Source organism: uncultured Ruegeria sp., assembly GCF_947489545.1.
Taxonomy (GTDB): Bacteria; Pseudomonadota; Alphaproteobacteria; order Rhodobacterales; family Rhodobacteraceae; genus Ruegeria.
The window spans coordinates 105709-123572 of record NZ_CANLDZ010000015.1 but is presented as its reverse complement, the minus strand read 5'-3'; the positions used below and the strand labels follow the sequence as shown (position 1 = coordinate 123572).

Below are 17864 nucleotides of genomic sequence, written 5' to 3'. Positions count from 1 at the left end.
TTACCTGTTTGGAGGAGAGGGCGATGACGTTCTCTTTGGGTGGGCTGGTGCGGAGCTGCTTGATGGCGGGTCCGGCGTCGATGAGGTTGACTACCTCTCGTCGACCTCCGGTGTGACGGTGAACTTGGCAACGGGCGTTGGTTCTGGAGGTGCGGCCGAAGGTGATACGTTCGTCAGTATCGAGAACGTCAACGGCAGTACCTATGACGATACGTTGATTGGCGATAGTGAAGCCAATGATCTGTTTGGTGATCTCGGCAATGATACGTTGCGAGGTGGAGATGGCGCCGACAAACTGCGCGGCGGTCTTGGGGACGACTTGCTTTATGGTGAGGATGGCGATGACTGGTTCCATGGCTGGACCGGAGCAGATTTGCATGATGGTGGCGCTGGCGTCGACGAGATTGACTATTCTCAATCCTCATCTGCGGTCACAATCAATCTTGCGACTGGCAAAGGGTCGGGTGGCCATGCAGAAGGTGATACCTTCACCAGCATCGAAGACGTTGATGGCAGCGCCCATGATGACAAGCTGATCGGGAACACTGAAGCCAACAACCTGTTTGGTGCGGGCGGTGATGATATCCTTCGCGGCGGTGGTGGCGACGATGAAGTGCGCGGCGGTGCCGGGAATGATCAGCACTACGGCGATGCCGGAAATGATTGGCTCCATGGTTGGACAGGTGATGATCTGCTCGACGGCGGCGACGGCAACGATAACCTGGAGGGTGGTGCTGGTGCCGACACCCTGATTGGCGGTGCCGGGATTGACCGAGCCTTTTACACTGGTTCCGGAGCGTCGGTCACAATCAATCTTGCAACCGGTTCAGCCAGTGGCGGTGATGCGGCTGGTGACACTTTGACTGGCGTTGAGGAGCTGACCGGCAGCGCGCATAACGACCACCTTACGGGTGATGCACAGGACAATTACCTGTTTGGAGGAGAGGGCGACGACATTCTGCGCGGCGGTGCTGGTGCAGATGAGCTTCGCGCCGGGACTGGCGAGGATGAGCTTTACGGCGAAGAGGGCGATGACGTTCTCTTTGGGTGGGTTGGTGCGGAGCTGCTTGATGGCGGGTCCGGCGTCGATGAGGTTGACTACCTCTCGTCGACCTCCGGTGTGACGGTGAACTTGGCAACGGGCGTTGGTTCTGGAGGTACGGCCGAAGGTGATACGTTCGTCAGTATCGAGAACGTCAACGGCAGTACCTATGACGATACGTTGATTGGCGATAGTGAAGCCAATGATCTGTTTGGTGCAAGTGGTGATGATATCCTGCGTGGCGGTGAAGGTAACGATGATCTGCGTGGAGGGAGTGGCGATGACCAGCTTTACGGCGAAGAGGGTGATGACTGGTTTCTGGGATGGGATGGTGCAGATTTGCAGGATGGTGGCACAGGCGCTGACAAGGTCGACTACCTGGACTCTTCGGCGGCAGTCACCGTCAATTTGGCAACTGGCCTGGGCTCTGGCGGTCATGCCGAGGGCGACACATATGTCAGTATCGAAAACGTGGACGGCAGTGATCACGATGACACATTGATCGGGAATGCCGGAGCGAATGTTCTATTCGGTGACATGGGTCATGACAGACTAAACGGCGGCACCGGCGATGACCAACTCACTGGTGGTCTGGGTGCGGATGAGTTCCAGTTCAACAGTGGCTTTGGCAACGACACCATCACGGATTTTGAGGATGGAACGGATCTCATCAGCATCGACATTGCTGGGGTGGACTTTAACGGTCTTTCCATCACCGATCAAAACGGTGATGCGGAAGTGGAGATCGCTGGCCAGGGGACCATCACCCTTCTCAATGTAGACGTGAATTACCTCACTGCGGATGACTTCTTGTTTGTATGATGCTGGGTCTATCGGCATAAGGGTACGTGAGGTCCCACAGGAGTATTTGCGTTTTCGGCCTTAGGATTTGTGGAACGACGGATCAGTTTGGCGCGTTTCGTGAGGTGTCGCGTCGTAAAGAGCGGTTTTGGCGATTTTCGGGCCGCGGCTTCACGAACCGCGCCACACCAATCCGCATTGCGTGCCGATAGCTGTGTAAAAACTCAATATCAGCGTAAGACAGGCTCCAGACGGTCAGAAATTCTCGTTCCAATACAATACCCTCCAAACGAATGGGCAAATTGACTAGAGATCGGGTTGCCGTCAAGCTGAACTGCGTTCCACTATTGTTCCGCATAACGCCGAAACATGATGGAGTGGACGTCTCCTCTTGTAGTCGTTTTGACACCGCTACCTTGGCACATTGCGATGCCGTTTGGGGAGGAGGCGTCCACTCCATCATGTTTCGGCCCAAAGGGTAACGACCATCCCCTCAGCTACGCTTCGGCTTTTGCAGTAGGTCAGTGGAGATCCGCGCGAGGCGCGCGGCTCACATTGAGTGTTTTTGACAGGGCAGGGCGCATGGGCACGCCCGCTCACCCCCCCCGGACCCTGGCATTATCATGATTGGCTGAGCGGCCCGCTGGGGCGGTCTGCTGCGCTTGTTTCCCCCGAGCGTCAGGGGTACGGGTGTTGATGTCACAGCCAATGGGCCGTTTCCTTGGCCCATTGGAACAAACCAAACCACAGGCGGACAACCGACGCCGTCAGGTCTTATCTGGCCGGTAACCCGGATGAGCGCTGACCTGCCTTTGTATTTGTGCGAAATGCCCTGAGACAGTCGTTTCCTTGCAGCGAAGGCGGTTATTGGTGGCCATTTGAAAGCCTTGCCACCTAATTAGGGGGTGCTAGGATGGGTGAGTTCAAACATTAGCGATTATCATGGCCACATTATCAGACAAGATTTACAATGAGCGTCTGAAGTACGCGATCAACATGTACTCGATCATAGGGTTTGGCATTTTTGCAGCCGGGTACATTGAACCATTGAACGACCCGACCGTTGTCATACGCTTTTGGACCTCTGCGTTCGGACTAGGTATAATGGTACTGGGCGTCATTCTGTTTCTAGGACTGCGAGATGTTTGAGTGGAACAACCTCACGACGGTAGCTGCCATTATGGCGGCCGTGATGGCGATTCCGCCGATCGCCTTTGTGTTCTTTGGCTGGCGGGCCAAGTTCCTTGAGGGCCAACAGGTGCCAGAAGATGTCAACGACAGCGCCGAGGAAGGCACGCCAACAGATGTGACTTCGAATGAAGCAGAACTACAGCGCTTGACAGAAACTATGAATGACGTGGCAGAGACCACGAAACGCCTGACAAGTGTACTGGAGAAGATGAGGGCTCCAGTCGAGGCTGAGCCATCACAGCAAGAGCCGAAGAAAAAAGATGCCGATGACATTTCCGAAGAGGAACTTCTCGCGGGTCTGGAAGAACTGGGTTACGGCGTGAAACCTGTCGTTGAGGAAGAGACTGCAGTTGACGTCAGAACGGTAAGCCGAGCGGATCTTCAAAAGCTTAGAGTTTCTGTTGAAAAAGCGGTTCATGCCGTAGAACAAAGAGAGAGAGAGGAGGCGTTGCGCGCAGCACAGGAAGCGGCGGCAAAGATGGGATTCAGTCTGGACGAAATCGGCGCTGAAAAGCCGCAAGGCGCAAAGTACAGAAACCCCAATGATCCCAGTCAGACCTGGTCGGGTAGGGGAGCGCAGCCGAAGTGGTTTACTCAGCTAATAGAGGAAGGTGCTAAGGCTGCAGATCTGGAGCGCTGACGACGCGATAACCGCTGATCAGACCTTCCTCCCGTGCCAAAAAACAAATTTCAGATCTGCCACGACCTTACCTGCCGTTGGATGTTTGTTGGTGCAGGTCTTCAGGTCTTCTGCCGGCTGATAGTTCTTCTTGCCTTTGTGTTTCGGCAGGGAATGGCGAAAGCCAAGGTTCCAATGCCAATTTGGTCCAAACTCCGATTCTATTGCCTCAACAGCGCCGTTCCGGATCGCCAGCTCGCAATACTGAAGCATGACGTAGAAGGCGGCTGACACGTCAGTGTTCCAGCAATAGAGTTCCATTGCTCGATGTCGATCACCGCCAGTTTCGTGTAAATAGGTTCCGAACCTGGGTGGGGACAACACCGCTTCAAGATCATTGATTTGGGCGGGCGTGAAGGTGTAGGGCATCGGGCGTCTTGTTACCATATATTGACACTTATTGGCCTACACACTATCTATAGACCAAATGGCTCTGAGGTTCGCGGGCGTTACAGCGTCTTCCCTCTTAGTCGCGAGAAAATGAACCCGTTACCGTCAGGTAACGGGTTTCTTTTTTTGGGGGGGATCAGTTTCAAGATCTTGTGAGCTTCCATCTCGTCCTAATCGCAAATATCAATACCTTATCCCACTTAAACCCATGCTCCTGATCATCGCTTGCTCGCGTTCTAGTATTCTGAGCGTGTTTGCGAGCGGACTGTTTTCGCCGCGTAGGCTGCTAAATTGGTCAACGACGCGCTCCATCTGACTATGTATCTGAGATACCCGCTGGATCTCCTGAAGTGCTTCGAAGTGAGCAAACCCTGCCATCGCATCTTTCAATGGATTGCGGAATGCGTCGGCCAACTCACCCAACCGAGCTGCCGCCAAAAATCCATCCGATCCGTCGCCAGGGACATGTATCTGCGGCAAACGGCGCCTCTCAATCTGTCTCTCACGGGCTTCTTCCAGGTGTTTCTCGCGTTCGGCGCTCACCTTCCATCTGCGTTGCAGTGCTTTAAGATTGGCGTTATCAGAGTGCCCAACCCGTCCGTGAAGCTCTATGGCCTTCAAAAAAGCCTTCCTGTTTGAAGAGCCTGGATTCCTAACTAAGACATCCGCCACTGCTTGCAGCTGTTGTCTATAGTCGTTTGTTCTGCTGCCTTTGGGGCGGCCTCGTTTGCCTGTATGTGCCATGTTACACCTCTCATTACCGGCTTTGATCCATATATACGGGCTCACAAACTCCTGATCAAAAGACAATAATAGCAAGCCGTAAGATTCTTGGGACATTTATTCGTTCTTCTGGGACATTAAATGCCTAGTGTATGATGGAAGTTAGTTGATGGGTGGGATGTTTAGGGCAAATCCCGTGCCAGGGCACGTCCATACTTGACCGGGGTGGCCCCGTTACCGAAGTTCTGAGTATAAGTCGTGGGTTTTAAAAGAAGTTTTGGCGGCATTCGTTCGTTTGATCCCTCAAACGTCTCGCTTCATGAGACCTTCATCAACTCTCGAACTAGGTCATGCGCTTCGGGACGTGAAGGTTGAAAGCGGCAGCGTAGTGCAGCCACTTGGCGATGAATTTGGACATCTTCAATTGAAAGTTTGACAAGCCCTTCCTCGTTCGGGATGGCGGTTTCTGGTAGAACCAAAAACCCCGTTCCGTTCCTTGCGAGTTCAAGCAGCCAATCGACACGGTTTGAACGATAAGCGGCATAAAGCTTACAACCGCGCTCCGCGCTGGTGGTGCGCATGAATTCACGCATTTCACAATTGAGTCGATCCAGCATATCATTACCGGCTAACATATTCAGAGCTACTGTTTCATGTTGGCTAAGAGGATGTTCGGTTGAAACGACGGCGCAGTAACGTTCTTCGTAAAGTGTATCAATCTGAAAAATCTCTTCAGAAGCTTGCGCAACCGTCACTGCGATATCGAAGCGACCCTCCCGAAGCCCCTCGAGCAACGCCGTATGGCTATCAACAATCAGTTCGATGTCCGCCTTCGGGTTGCGATTCCGATAACGTTCAATCGCCTCCGATATTTTAGACTGCCCGATCGTTTCACCAACACCAATACCAATTGGTACGCGCTTCAAACGCACATGGCGCGCTGCTTCAACCTGCGCCTGATGTGTTTGCTGCAACGCCTCCTGCAACCTTGGGTGTACAATTGCTCCGAGTGGGGTCAGACGGCATCCCGCTCGATCCCGCAAGAGAAGCGGTCCACCAAGTTCATTTTCCAGTTTTTTGATTGCTGTCGTAAGTGAAGGTTGAGACACATTCATAGCTTGCGACGCATGGGTGAAATTACCGTGTTCGCATACAGCCAGAAAGTAACGAATTTGATTCATTTCCATGAAGTGACTGACCGCTGTTGGTACGTACTACCACTAATGATACAACTACAAGCTGAACGGTCAACAGCTATTACACGAGTATCACATAGTGTTCGAATTCGACCACCGATGTATGAAGAATGGACACATAGACAATCGAACGTGGGATCTCGGCGCGCAATCAAATTGATTGTCAAGCTCAGGAGATTTAACCCAAGGAGATCGACATGGTTACCACGTCAAAGAAAACTCTCGGGGTTTTGGCAGTCGCCACCGTACCGTAGCTGGCAAATGCTCAATGGGGCATCGCAATGGTCAGTGAAGCAAGCTAGATTGAACTGATGGCGGTTGAAAATCTGGGGTCACAACCCTTGGCATTCTTGGCCCGGCGGACTGTGTACAGAACGAAGCAGTAGTTCTGCGTTTATGGGCCTGAGAGCTAAGAGAGGAACTGGCTCATCTGATTGGTTGGATTATGCGGCTGACTTGTGATGAAGCAAGCGTCGCGTTTCGATTGTCTTTCTTTGATCCTTTCCTGTTGTTTCAGAATGGCTTGTCCACACCCGAAGTAAACGTCAGCGGGCGTAAGGTTCTGAAGGCTCTCATGGTAGCGTTGTTGGTTGTAGTGCTCGACGAAGACATTGATCTGCAGCTGAAAATCACCTGGTAGATAGTAGTTTCCTAACAGGATGTAGTTTTTGAGGGTCTGGTGCCAGCGTTCGACCTTACCTTGGGTTTGCGGATGATAAGGCGCGCCCCGCATATGACCCATCTGTTGATCTTCCAACCATTCTGCCAGTTCACCTGAGACGTAACTGGAGTAGTTATCACTTGGCAACCGCGGACTGTGCCTGATCACAACCCGAAGCTTGCAGTATCAAATCCAGCGTATCCGTCACATCTGTTGCCTTCATCGTTGTGCAGAGTTTTCAAACAATGTTGTAGCGGCTGCAGTCGTCCAGGATCGTGCTGAGATCGAACTAGCCCCAGCCAATGACCTTCAGGTAGGTGAAAGTCGCAGCACGTGCCGCGTCACCCGCAGGCGCTTCTTGCTTGCTTCAAGGAACTCCTTGGAACAGCTGAGATTCAGACTTTGGACGATACCTTCTCCGCGACACAGCTCGGCAATGCTGTCTTCACCCTTTAGGCCGTCCAGTACGATCTTGATCTTCTCTTCCGTCGAATGTCCTTGACGACTTTCTGACCGTGGCTCTTACGTGTTCTGGATTTCTCTCATCTGCACTCCTTAGCGGTTACGATGAGCCAGAAATCCTCTCTTATCAAATTGTTCTAAATCATCCCATTGCGCTGAAGTCAGACAAGCTAATGTGGAGGCTGCGCCGACGAGCAGGTAATACTTTCAATCTCATCCGTGGTGTTTGAGAGTGTCTACAACCGGAGCCATTTTTGTCACTTCTTGATTGGTTCCGATGATAGCAAGAATTACGATCATTCGAATTCACTTCTTCTTAGTTTTTATTTCCATCCTTAAAGATTGTCGCCCGAGCTAGAGTCTAGCCTTTAATTCTTGGCTCATTGGCTTGGCGTCACTCCAGCAGAATTCCCAGTGGGGACCTGGGATTAGAAATCTCGGAGTTGCATGACGCGGCTAGAATCAGAGCCCACTCACGTCGCCGCGTCACGCCACTGCCCGAGGGGGTCTCGACAAAACATCGACCATATCGAGCTCGAAAGCCAATACTGGTGTGCTATCATAATATAGCCAATAACTATCGTTAATGTAGCTATCTCTTGTGCGAATGATTCACTGGCATCGCCAAAGAGAGAGCGCATACAATTCATGGAAATGAATCAAATTCGATATTTTTTGGCAGTTGTTGAATATCGAAACTTCACTCACGCAGCGCGGGCTATGAATGTTTCTCAACCTTCGCTTACAACAGCCATCAGGAAGCTGGAGGATAGGTTGGGTGGTAGATTGTTTCTGCGCGATCGTGCCGGATGTAGCTTGACTCCGCTAGGCGCCGTCGTTCTCCCTTACTTAAAAGAGGTGTTGCAGCAGACTCAAAAAGCGATGGTAGATGCCAAACGTTACGTGCGTCTCGAAGGTATTCCCATCAGTGTCGGAGTTAGTGAAGGCATCGGGCAATTCAAGATAGCAAACGCGATAGCGCGGTATCAGGCTCGCGCACCGGAGATTAATTTCGAGATCATTATCGACAAACAAAATGCGCTGCTGAACGGCCTTCGGGAAGGCCGTTTTGATATCGCCATTACAAATGCCGATGCTGCATCTGAACTTTATCAGGCAGAGCCACTATACAGTGAAACCTACCGAGTTGTCGTTTCCAGCACACACCCGATTAGTCAAAGGAAAACCGTGAACTTGGATGTGTTAGCGGGTAACGAGGCGCTGGCCAGAGTTGACTGCGACATGCGAGAAGTCTTGTTTAGCTTTTGCGCAGATCGCGGAAATACAATGAACTTCACCCATCGTTCCAACCGTGTTGATTGGCTTTTGGAGCTGGTGCGGTTGGGGAGGGGGTTTGTGATCTTACCCGAGACGGCAGTTCCAAGGAGCAAGGAATTTGTCTCACTGACCATTGAGGATGCTGATTTCGAACGTCACGTGGTTGCGCTTCGGTATGCCCACCAACCTGTACGCCCCGAAATTCGGGGTTTCACTCAAGAACTGTCGAGACACATTTCAGCAGATGAGTGCATCGTGTGATGTCTTTTAGCAATTGCTCGTGGAGCGCAATTGAAGGTTCTGTCTGGGTTCACACCCTCAAACCATAGTCAAAATCTATCGTTAAATAGAAACTGGGAATTGGCGCTTCCGCGCGATGTCGTGGGATATTTGCAATATCGAATTCTAGATGAGGCATGCGGCGTCATGGAGGAAAAATCTTCAATTAAAGTGATGTGTTTGTGCGCGAAGCTAATGAAGGTGTGTGGTAAAAATGGCCTACGTTAGAAAGTGGGAAGAGGATCCCCTGTCTGCCTCATTCTCTAAGCAAGAGCGGGATTTGCCTTTGCTGCCGACAATTCTGGCTGGCGTCCTTACTGGTGTTGCTGGGGCTTGCTTAGCGTTTTCTGCGGGGTACGGGATTATTGCAGCAATGGTCTGCTACGTTATTGGTGGTGCTGTAGTTTCGCTCCTTCTGCCCTTGGCTTTCCATAAGTTGATCACCCTTAGAGCAGATTCAGATCGTAAGGAGACTCCGGAGTTTCTGTCAGAAGGCGGTGTGAGTGGTGAACTGGACGAATTGGATCAACATTTTCTGGGTGAATTGGAATGGCTTGTTCATAGAGGTCAGGGTAATACCACTCTTGGATTGTACCAGGGATCTCAGGTCATGTTTGTCGCGGGCGGAACAAAGGAGGCGTGCGACATCAGAAACTCATTCACTGAGGCGGGCTTTAAAATCAGTGACAGCCAAAGCCTCAAAGACGCGATGCTGATCATTCTTGATGCTCCGGAGCGTTGGGGACTGCTTTGCATAGATTTTGACGCATTCGGCGGTGTGACGGGTTTCGATACTGTTGTTGAGCAGCTTGTTTCATTTCGTAATGCTGCTTCCAGCGTGCCAGTTATGCTTATCTCGCGTTCCTTCTCGATAGATAATTTTTATTTAGTTCACAGACCGTCTATTGCCGATGGCTGTTTGCGTGTTCCTGCCGCAGATTCAAGCGTTGTGAGAGCGCTAAAAGACGTCTGTGTAAACAATCTTATTTGGCAGTATTGTCGTGATCGAGCCTAGATGTTCAATTACGCCAGTTGATGCCTTGTTCCACGAGTGCATAACAAATGTCCATTTGCTATGCTCAGGAGAGCGATCGTGACAAGATGCAGCAATTTTCTAACAATTGCTTCTATGCCCCTTCTTTACGCCTGGAATGTCGCTACTCAAGCAGCTTGAAACTTGAACATCAGCATTCCTCGGCAGGGTAGAAGTTAATATGGCTACACTCACGATAGCTATTGGCTATTCAGCAATAGCACATCGGTATTGGCTTTCGAACTCAATATCGCTGAAATCTAACGAACCACCTCGGATACAGCGTGGCGCGGTGTGGATAGGAGTTTTTATCTAGTCGCGTCACGCAACGTCAGGATTTCCAAACACAGATTCGCGCAGGAACCCTTTTTGAGTAACGCCAAATCAATAACCCAAAAACTAGGGGGATACATGCACGCCCGACTAAAATGAAGACGAAATAGCAATAACACCTACGAACGGAGAGTACTTTGAATAAACTAAATGCAATGATAATGTGTGCCATCGTAGCCTTCGCTCCTTATACTTCGCTAGCGAATGCACAAGGTATGGGCGATGCAAATGTCAATCCGTGGCAAGAGTGTGGTATCGGCGCCATGGTTTTCCCTGATAATGGCGCTGCATCTGCAATCTCGAATATTATTTGGGACTTGGGAACAACAGCGGTGAGTTCCGCCCTGTCTAGTCCCGAAGAGTGCCAAGGTTCGACGGTTCAAGTCGCAGCCTTTGTAGCGCGCGGGTATGATCACATTTCACGCGAAACAGTTGTCGGCGAAGGTGAATACTTGCAAACACTGATGGACGGGATCAACTGTGATCCAGCCATTCAACCAGCGCTTCTCGCTGATGTTCGTGACAGATTCGCTGCACGGTTAACGGATGCTGAATACGCAGCTAAAGACGACAGCGCAAAAGCGGAAGCATACTTCCTTAGTTTGCGTGACGTTGTGCGAGTAAACTATTCAGGTAGTTGCGAAACCTTCTGATCAAGCAGTAACCCCATGATTGATCAAGATCAGGCGGCTGCGGCCGCCTGATTATACGTTTGGAGGAGTAGTTCTTGCGTTCAATCAAATTGTCGGTGTTTTTTCTGGTATCTTGCCTAGCATTTGCCTGGCAAGCTGGTAATGCATCTCCCAGTTCACTGAAGGAGACCACCCAACTTAATGGCAATGCCAATGATCCTCTGTGGCTCAGTCTTCTACAATACGACGTTTCACGCACATCGCCCCGCAGCGATATTCATTCTGGCGACTTCTTTCTGACCGCCCGCGGACACCAGGACCCAGAAGCGGAGCTCCTGGCTCTGATAGATGCAGTTTATGAGCCAGTGCCAGATGATCAAAATGCACATGCCGTCTGCCGCTTCCCTGCACGCGTCTTATACTTACAAAGGGTCTTAAACGTGGATGATTTGCCGGACCTGTCGTGTCCCAATTACGAAGAATGGTCAGGATATGGTAGGATTACCGGTGCAACGCTCATCTTTGCCTCTGGAAGTTTGGGTGATCCAGCAACATTTTATGGTCATATCCTGCTTAAATTCACTACCAACGCTACATTTAGTGGAAATACGCCGCGCCAGACAGGCCGCAACAGCTTGTTGGATAGATCACTCAACTATGGTGCAGTTTTCCCCAAAAACGAAAATGCTGCAGTTTATGTCGTCAAAGGGCTGTTTGGCGGCTATTCATCTACATACACAAACGTTGAGTATTATGCACAGCTTGGTAACTATGTGCAAAATCAGGATCGAGACCTGTGGAAATATGAGCTGAACCTGACGCAAGATCAGTTAGAACTGTTGATTGCGAGTAGTTGGGAGCTCTACCAGCAGGAGAACACCTACTATTTTCTTTCAGAAAACTGTGCATACCGCTTTGCCGAGCTAATTGCATTGGTCACTGAACAGGATATCAATTTTCAGGGAAAGCCATGGGCACTACCTCTCGACGTTTTCGTCGATCTCGATACGATGCAAGGCTCCAATGGGTTACCGCTGATCGCCAACATCGAGAGGATACACGCTCCGACCACTAGATTCCTGAGTGCATATGAAGCCTTAGATGGTGAGCAACAGGTGGCATTGGAGTTATCCGTTCGCTCTGCGTTAAATACCGATCAACCCTACGTGCCTGCGCCTTACTTTGGACGTTCCAATATATCAGACAAAGATCGTGCCGAGGTTGTCGAAGCCGGTCTACTCTACATTACAATGATACGTTCGCAGGATGAAAATGGTGATGCAATTGAAGACGTTGTATCCCTTGACAGAGCGTTCCTTTTGCAACGGATAAGACTGCCAGCAGGAGATACCGGCATTGGATTGAGCGCTGATACCCGCCCGCCACATGAAGGACATCGCACCTCAACGGCGCAGATCACTTATCTCAACAACAACCGCCTAGGTGGTGGTGTTGAATTGCGTCTACGACCGGTTCTAACCGACTTTCTTTCACTCTCGGCGGGTGAGGCGCCATTCTCCGAACTTTCTATGGGAGATGTGAGTTTCATCTTGCGGGGTGGAACAGCGCGACTCCGGAGGTTTGACGCACTGCAGATCACCGCGATTTCGACGCGCAAGAGTCGGCTCCCTTACGAATACAAACCATCTTGGAGGCTGCGGTTTGGAACCGAAAGCCGGACACTCGCCAAAGATGGAAATTTAGTTGCACTAGCTGAGTTCGGCTATGGACACGCCTTTGCGCCGACACCAAACACAGCGCTATATGGAATGGTTGAAGGTCGACTAGATACTGGACAACATACCGTCAGGGCAGGCTTCAGTATTGGCGCGATAGCGCGAATAGATGACCGTGTGCAAATAATGTTGTCGGCACGTAGTCTCTCTCCAATCCGAAATTATGAAAGGACAACGCTCCAATCTGACTTCGGGCTTCGGATCGGGGATCAACGCGACAGCGACTTTAGGTTGATTTCGCGCTACGAAAATGATGACATTTCAGGTCAAACAATGGAATTCGGGCTGAGTTACTCACGGCATTTCTAACCTGTCAACTTAGGGCGCAAGTCGTATTTGAATTACTTTGAAATACCAAAGCCCGTCGTCAGGTATTTTGAGTAACCGTCCAACTAGCCGATCTGTAACAGGCAATCAGGGCATCAACTCTCCGAACACGGACCCAAGCTAGAGTTGACCGGTCATTTTTCCAATCGAGCGGAGCCTAATCGGGCTGCGGTATCGACTTCTACGCCGAGCACAACAGTGCAAGGCTTTTCAAGCTCCTTCATCGTGGGCCTTCGGCGAGTGCCTTGCGAAGTTTGCGCCGGCGAACGTGAAGGGCCTTTAAACAAAGGCAAGACGGCTATGGCGGACCAATTGGTCTTGCCTAAAACTGCTTGACCTCAGAGGCACCGTTGCGGAAGGCCTGAACCTAAGGGAATCGACCCCTATATTCGGCGTGTTTTTGGCAGGTAGCGCCCACCATAGGCTGTATCAATCAAAGCATAGAAACCTAATATTTTCCCAGTACAGTCAACTGGTTCTAAGGTTGGGTACACGGGCTTCGATAGGGTGCATTCCTACGCGATCAATTACAGAGACCTAGAAGTCTCGGTCGGGGGGCAAGGCAAAGCCCAGCCACAACCCGAGTTGGCAATAAGGCCTTTGTTCAAAGACTCGCGAGTTTCTACTCGATGAGTGAATAATTAAACAGTGAAGTGAAAACACCAGTGTTCAAGAGACTTCAGTTCATTTTATTCACCTTGCCTCAGACACTTGCTGCAGGTCAGGTTTTGTCTGCCCCGCTGATTCAATGTCCAGGCTGGCAGCAATATGCTGTCGAGGGGACAGGGGTGCCGCTGAGGTCTTCTTCGCCAATACAGTTGTTTGAGGTTGCTGTTGCCAATGGCAAAGCAGTCCAGGCGAAGGCAAAACCCCACAAGAGGGTCGCTTTCGATCTCGCTCAAAACGAACGCACCAATCCAAACCTCTCTGCCGAAAGGTTTTTTGGAGCAAAGCCGCCTTCCAGACCAGCGACTTTTGTTAAGACACCAGCTCCAGATGGCAAAATCGCTGTCTCTCCGCAATGTCGCTATGTTGTCGTAGAGGGTGACACACTTATCAACATTGCGGCCAAAATACTGGGGTCAGCAAAGCGCTGGAAAGAAATTGCGCGGGCAAATGAGCTATCGGGTTCCTCTCCCTTGAACCCGGGGCAAGTCCTCCAATTGCCTTGCGCAACCGCCGGGAAGGGGTCTATGCGGGCAGTAACGCCCCTTCCCTTATGGACGGCACGTTCCGGCGAATATGTCACCAATGTCATCAAGAGATGGTCACAATCGGCCGATTACACCTATCAACAGGTTGGCATCGATGAATCGGAGGTAACCGTTCCTATCTACGTCCGTGGTTCTTTCAAAGATGCCCTCAAAGAGTTGATCGGTGGATTTGAAGGCAGCGGACGCCCGCTCCCGATCAGTATTTATTCCAACAGCGTTGTGCGCATTGGGATGCCCAATCTGAATACCTCGGGTGGTGGTGTTCAGGGCGGCGGAAACTGATGCGAGCCTCCCGCCTGCAATATCCGGCCCTGGCCGCATTTCTGGTGTCCGCCTGTCTCGGCTCCAGCCTCCGGGCTGAGTCAGAGGGGTCTGGGAACGAGATGTTTCAACTCAGACCCACGCTCGCCGCGCTACTTGCTTTTGGTGACACCACGTCGGCCCTGACAGAGAACGAGGTGTCCAAACGCATTGACTACAAGCGTGGGGAGATGTTCCAGAATATCGCAGCCGAACAAGCGCGCCCGTTGCTGGCCAATACACCCCGGGTGACCACCTGGTGGGACGGGCAATATATGGAGAAGGACGGGTATGCAGCGGTCGCCTGGCATGGCGCTGATGGGAAAGAGCATGCTTATATCACCGATAGCAGTACGAGAGAAACCAATGGTCAGGGAATACGGGCCTATTCCGGCTATGTGTTTGACTTCAAGATGCGCTATCCGCTTAAGCGATTTGTCGACACGAGAGGGGACACCGCATACCAACTTCTGCGCTATGGCGGCCAAACCGGGGAACTGACCACCTATCTCGCTGGTAAGCGCCGCTGGTGGGAAAACGGCATCGATCATCTGCAGGCCCACCTTCCGGCCTCTGTCTGGGACATTCTTCCGAGCTCCCCCTCGGCCGAAAGCTCCGACGTACAGGTCAACACCAAACAAACCTTCCGGTTCTATGGGAAATTGCTGCAACACGACCCGAGCGAGGGCAACTAATGCGAGGTTTCCACCTGCAATATCCTGCTCTGGCTGCCATAGTAGTGCCCGCTTGTCTCGGTTCCGCCCTCCGGGCCGGGCCAGAGGAGACCGGGAGCATTATGGCCCGTCTGGGTGAGAGTACCGGCAAGATGATGGAATTGCCGGACGGGAGTCGTTTTATGATCGGTCTTCCGCTGGAACAGATCTTGCAGGTCAATGCAATCGGGTTTGTTGCGGCTGCGGCAGATGTGGAGACGGAACCCGGCTCAAATAGCCTGACGACGCTCTACTGGGACGACGGTGAGATCAATAAACTGGATACTCTGAGATCGAAGGCCTGGCGTTCCTTAAGGAAACCCCTGTGATTATCACGAAGATACCCGACGGAGTGCTTGGCCGGGAGGCCCTGCAGTTTATTCTGTCTGGGCATCAGCTTTATACAACACTGCACGTGGATTGCGCCCACCGGATTCTGCGCCGGATGCCAACCATGGGTGTGCCGGCGGAAGAACTGGCCGAACCCGGACTGATCCGGCTGCTGATCAAGCAGATGCTGGGGCCATTGCTCTGCAAGCGCTTGATACGCGATGGTCAGCTGTCAGCGAAAGATCAGACGATCGTCGCACCTTTGAACGATGACGGGGATGCGGTGCGCAAGCATGGTGAACTGTCCCAGCGCATGAGCGCGGTTCAGAAAGCGGATCTTAAATGGGGAGACGCAAAATGAACGACACCAATGATAACCACGACATACTTTCGCTTGAAGGTCACGACCCGGCCTCTCGTCGCCTCAGGCGTTTGAATTTTATTCTGACTGTGGTCGTCGCGATCGTGGTGGCCGTCAGCTTTACGATCGTAATACAAACCGTCAGTTCGGCGATCCGAACCGTGGACAGTTACCAGGACAGGCTCGACAGGTGTTGGGCATCCCGGAAAAGCCTGATGCAGCAAACCCCGGAATTAGATCCATGACAGACGATCTAGATCTGATCTGGCCGCGATTTTGGTTCGCCGTTGCAGAACCAGCTGGAGACGGCCGCCGAGGTGGCCCGGGAACAGGGGCGGGGACTGGACTCCGGACGAAAAGCGAGACGCTGCCCAATCGGCTGCTTCTGGCGGTGACACTGGTCGAAGCTATCCTTGGTTGCTCGCTCGGGACCGGCAGGACTGCATCGATAAGATTGCGGCATCTGCACGCTGTGAGGCGCTGATTAGCAGCTACTGCGACGGGGAATGAAGGCTGTCACAGCAGGTTTTCGAAACAAGTTATGTAACGGAAGAAGGAGAAAAGGACCCAAAAACAGGAGCTACATAAACCGAACCGTCCCACTGAGATCGCAATCTATCGGACGATAATCGAGTTCAGGACCGCGTTCCTGAATCCTTTTCAACACCAAGCATACCCTAAAGCTCCTGACTTGCGAGTCAGAAGCGTGGAAAGGTTTTTCCGAAGAAAAGAGATCATATGCAAATGAAATCGAAGTGCCCCGAAGAAGGCACAAACGAAAACCCCGATTGCGCGCCGGTCTTTTTGTCGGCATCTCCCGGCTTGCTGACGGTGCAGTTCAGTGGCGGCTCGGTGTGATGATCCTGTTTGTCGCAGCGCTTAGCCTGTTCACACTTATTCTGATCGTCGAAGATGTCCGTTGGTTCGAGATCAGCTATAGGGCATTGGGCGCTGTAACGCTGAATGGAATATGCCTGAACGTCCTGCTGGATGTGTCCGTCATCGATATGTTGTGCGGTGCGTTCATCTGGCTCATTGCCTCGGTAGTTGTTCGCTTTGCGTGCAGCGCAAATGCGTTGGGGCAGGGGAACAACTGGCTGATGGGCGCCATTGGTTTGCTCGCCGGGGTAAACGGCGCGTTGGCTGCTCTGGGAGTTTATGGCATCCTGATGATTGCCACGCACCTGAGCTACACACGAGCCAGATTACGGCCCAAGGGAAAACGGATCATCAGCCTCTTCCCTACGGCACTGTCCGGTGGTTTAACAATTCTGTTGGTGTTTTGCTGCAGGATAGCTGGCTTCGACATCAGCTTTGGTACGGCAGAAGAAATCAGTACTGACTTCGACTTGTTGCTCCTCGGAGGGGTTGTGATCTTCGGCGGCCCCATCGCAGTTGTCAGCGTCACACTTGGTGTCACCTGGATAATTTTCGACCACCACACTCTACAGAGAGGGTGTTCGCGATGAAATCAATAACAACCACACCTGACACGGACGCCCTTGTCGAGATCATGATCGGAGCCACGCGCGGATGCCCTACGGTAACCGGCCCGAATATCTACAGTCGCAGCTTTCGATATCGGTACGATGATTTAGAATACCTAATAGGTGGTCCGGCGCACAAAACAGCAAACTATCGTGATCATGACCATCTCAAGTCTGCACACCAATGCTTTGAAGAATACCTCAGTCTTTTCCCTGAGATCAGGCCTCTTTTCCGCGAGGTGCAAGATGACTGATCCGATATCATCGAAACGACTTTGGCAATCAGTTGTGATGATAGCCATTCGGGATCTCTGCAACGACCATCCCTGCAAGCAACTCAATCGCAAGGGTGCCGAGAACTGGGTCGGGCCATACCCGGATGCTGACTTTCGGGAAGTCTGTCATCTCGCAGGGTTCGAGGTACGCCGCGTACACACTGTCCTGTCCCGTCTGTGCGAGCTTGCCCCGGCAGATCGCAGGGAACTGCTCAATACATTTACTCCATTACCCCGCAACAAGAGGGCGGCATGATGATGGCGCATCAGTTTGAGGTCTGCTGCAAAAACGCGGGCCGGAACAAGAGTTCGCGTCTCGGCAGCCTGCGGTCCCGTGTCAGCTGCAGCATTCGTTTCCACATGATCCGGAAATACACAGGGTTACTTACAGCGACGGCGCAAATACTTCATCTACCCCAGA

17 protein-coding genes and 2 pseudogenes are annotated in these 17864 nt (G+C 51.9%); 15 read left to right on the top strand and 4 right to left on the bottom strand.

Annotation, left to right across the window (positions count from 1 at the left end; genetic code table 11):
* Window positions 1-4: 4 nt before the first annotated feature.
* The 4 genes and pseudogenes from Q1B13_RS18815 to Q1B13_RS27035 all read left to right on the top strand — a co-directional run.
* Window positions 5-70: pseudogene (locus Q1B13_RS18815) on the top strand (hypothetical protein); the annotation flags it as partial.
* Between the two features lie 48 nt (window positions 71-118).
* Window positions 119-1864 carry a calcium-binding protein gene (locus tag Q1B13_RS18810; protein WP_299082836.1) on the top strand — a complete coding sequence of 582 codons (1746 nt, stop codon included), beginning with the start codon at window positions 119-121 and terminating at the stop codon, window positions 1862-1864.
* Between the two features lie 921 nt (window positions 1865-2785).
* Entirely contained in the window at window positions 2786-2992 is a 207-nt protein-coding gene (locus Q1B13_RS18805; protein ID WP_299082838.1) for a hypothetical protein, read from the top strand.
* On the top strand, window positions 2985-3674 hold the full coding sequence (locus Q1B13_RS27035; RefSeq protein WP_366871111.1) for an H-NS histone family protein: 690 nt from the start codon (window positions 2985-2987) through the stop codon (window positions 3672-3674). Before Q1B13_RS18805 ends, Q1B13_RS27035 begins: the two co-directional genes overlap by 8 nt.
* An 18-nt stretch (window positions 3675-3692) precedes the next feature.
* On the opposite strand, the gene Q1B13_RS18795 is transcribed toward Q1B13_RS27035, so the two are convergent.
* The 4 genes and pseudogenes from Q1B13_RS18795 to Q1B13_RS18780 all read right to left on the bottom strand — a co-directional run.
* Window positions 3693-4100: a hypothetical protein gene (locus tag Q1B13_RS18795; protein ID WP_299082841.1), complete on the bottom strand. Its 408-nt coding sequence runs from the start codon at window positions 4098-4100 to the stop codon at window positions 3693-3695.
* 186 nt (window positions 4101-4286) lie between these two features.
* A complete protein-coding gene (locus Q1B13_RS18790; protein ID WP_299082844.1) occupies window positions 4287-4943 on the bottom strand; it encodes a hypothetical protein in 657 nt (218 codons plus the stop codon).
* A 200-nt stretch (window positions 4944-5143) separates the two neighbouring features.
* Complete coding sequence (locus Q1B13_RS18785) at window positions 5144-6013, bottom strand: LysR family transcriptional regulator (RefSeq protein WP_298938243.1); 870 nt, start codon at window positions 6011-6013, stop codon at window positions 5144-5146.
* Between the two features lie 452 nt (window positions 6014-6465).
* Window positions 6466-7190, bottom strand: a pseudogene (locus tag Q1B13_RS18780) (transposase); the annotation flags it as partial.
* Window positions 7191-7793: 603 nt separating this feature from the next.
* On the opposite strand from Q1B13_RS18780, the gene Q1B13_RS18775 reads away from it, so the two are divergent.
* The 11 genes from Q1B13_RS18775 to Q1B13_RS18725 all read left to right on the top strand — a co-directional run bounded on the left by Q1B13_RS18775 (window position 7794) and on the right by Q1B13_RS18725 (window position 17422).
* Window positions 7794-8684 carry a LysR family transcriptional regulator gene (locus Q1B13_RS18775; RefSeq protein WP_299082846.1) on the top strand — a complete coding sequence of 297 codons (891 nt, stop codon included), beginning with the start codon at window positions 7794-7796 and terminating at the stop codon, window positions 8682-8684.
* Window positions 8685-8916: 232 nt separating this feature from the next.
* Window positions 8917-9717, top strand: a complete 801-nt coding sequence (locus Q1B13_RS18770) for a hypothetical protein (RefSeq protein WP_299082849.1) — start codon at window positions 8917-8919, stop codon at window positions 9715-9717.
* 488 nt (window positions 9718-10205) lie between these two features.
* Window positions 10206-10721, top strand: coding sequence for a DUF3015 family protein (locus Q1B13_RS18765; protein ID WP_299082851.1), 516 nt, complete (start codon window positions 10206-10208; stop codon window positions 10719-10721).
* Window positions 10722-10795: 74 nt separating this feature from the next.
* Entirely contained in the window at window positions 10796-12745 is a 1950-nt protein-coding gene (locus Q1B13_RS18760) for a DUF4105 domain-containing protein (RefSeq protein ID WP_299082853.1), read from the top strand.
* A gap of 671 nt (window positions 12746-13416) precedes the next feature.
* The gene (locus Q1B13_RS18755; RefSeq protein ID WP_299800212.1) at window positions 13417-14259 is read left to right on the top strand and encodes a LysM peptidoglycan-binding domain-containing protein; all 843 of its coding nucleotides are present in this window, start codon (window positions 13417-13419) and stop codon (window positions 14257-14259) included.
* Window positions 14259-14972 (top strand): hypothetical protein, encoded by a 714-nt coding sequence (locus Q1B13_RS18750; RefSeq protein ID WP_299082857.1) that lies wholly within the window; start codon window positions 14259-14261, stop codon window positions 14970-14972. The genes Q1B13_RS18755 and Q1B13_RS18750 overlap by 1 nt, the downstream gene beginning before the upstream one ends.
* Before the next feature lie 101 nt (window positions 14973-15073).
* Window positions 15074-15319 carry a hypothetical protein gene (locus Q1B13_RS18745; protein ID WP_299082859.1) on the top strand — a complete coding sequence of 82 codons (246 nt, stop codon included), beginning with the start codon at window positions 15074-15076 and terminating at the stop codon, window positions 15317-15319.
* On the top strand, window positions 15316-15681 hold the full coding sequence (locus Q1B13_RS18740) for an ATPase, T2SS/T4P/T4SS family (RefSeq protein WP_299082861.1): 366 nt from the start codon (window positions 15316-15318) through the stop codon (window positions 15679-15681). Before Q1B13_RS18745 ends, Q1B13_RS18740 begins: the two co-directional genes overlap by 4 nt.
* Window positions 15678-15926 carry a hypothetical protein gene (locus Q1B13_RS18735; protein ID WP_299082863.1) on the top strand — a complete coding sequence of 83 codons (249 nt, stop codon included), beginning with the start codon at window positions 15678-15680 and terminating at the stop codon, window positions 15924-15926. Before Q1B13_RS18740 ends, Q1B13_RS18735 begins: the two co-directional genes overlap by 4 nt.
* 612 nt (window positions 15927-16538) lie before the next feature.
* On the top strand, window positions 16539-17150 hold the full coding sequence (locus tag Q1B13_RS18730) for a hypothetical protein (RefSeq protein ID WP_299800209.1): 612 nt from the start codon (window positions 16539-16541) through the stop codon (window positions 17148-17150).
* Window positions 17147-17422, top strand: coding sequence for a hypothetical protein (locus tag Q1B13_RS18725; protein WP_299800207.1), 276 nt, complete (start codon window positions 17147-17149; stop codon window positions 17420-17422). The genes Q1B13_RS18730 and Q1B13_RS18725 overlap by 4 nt, the downstream gene beginning before the upstream one ends.
* Window positions 17423-17864: the final 442 nt, after the last annotated feature.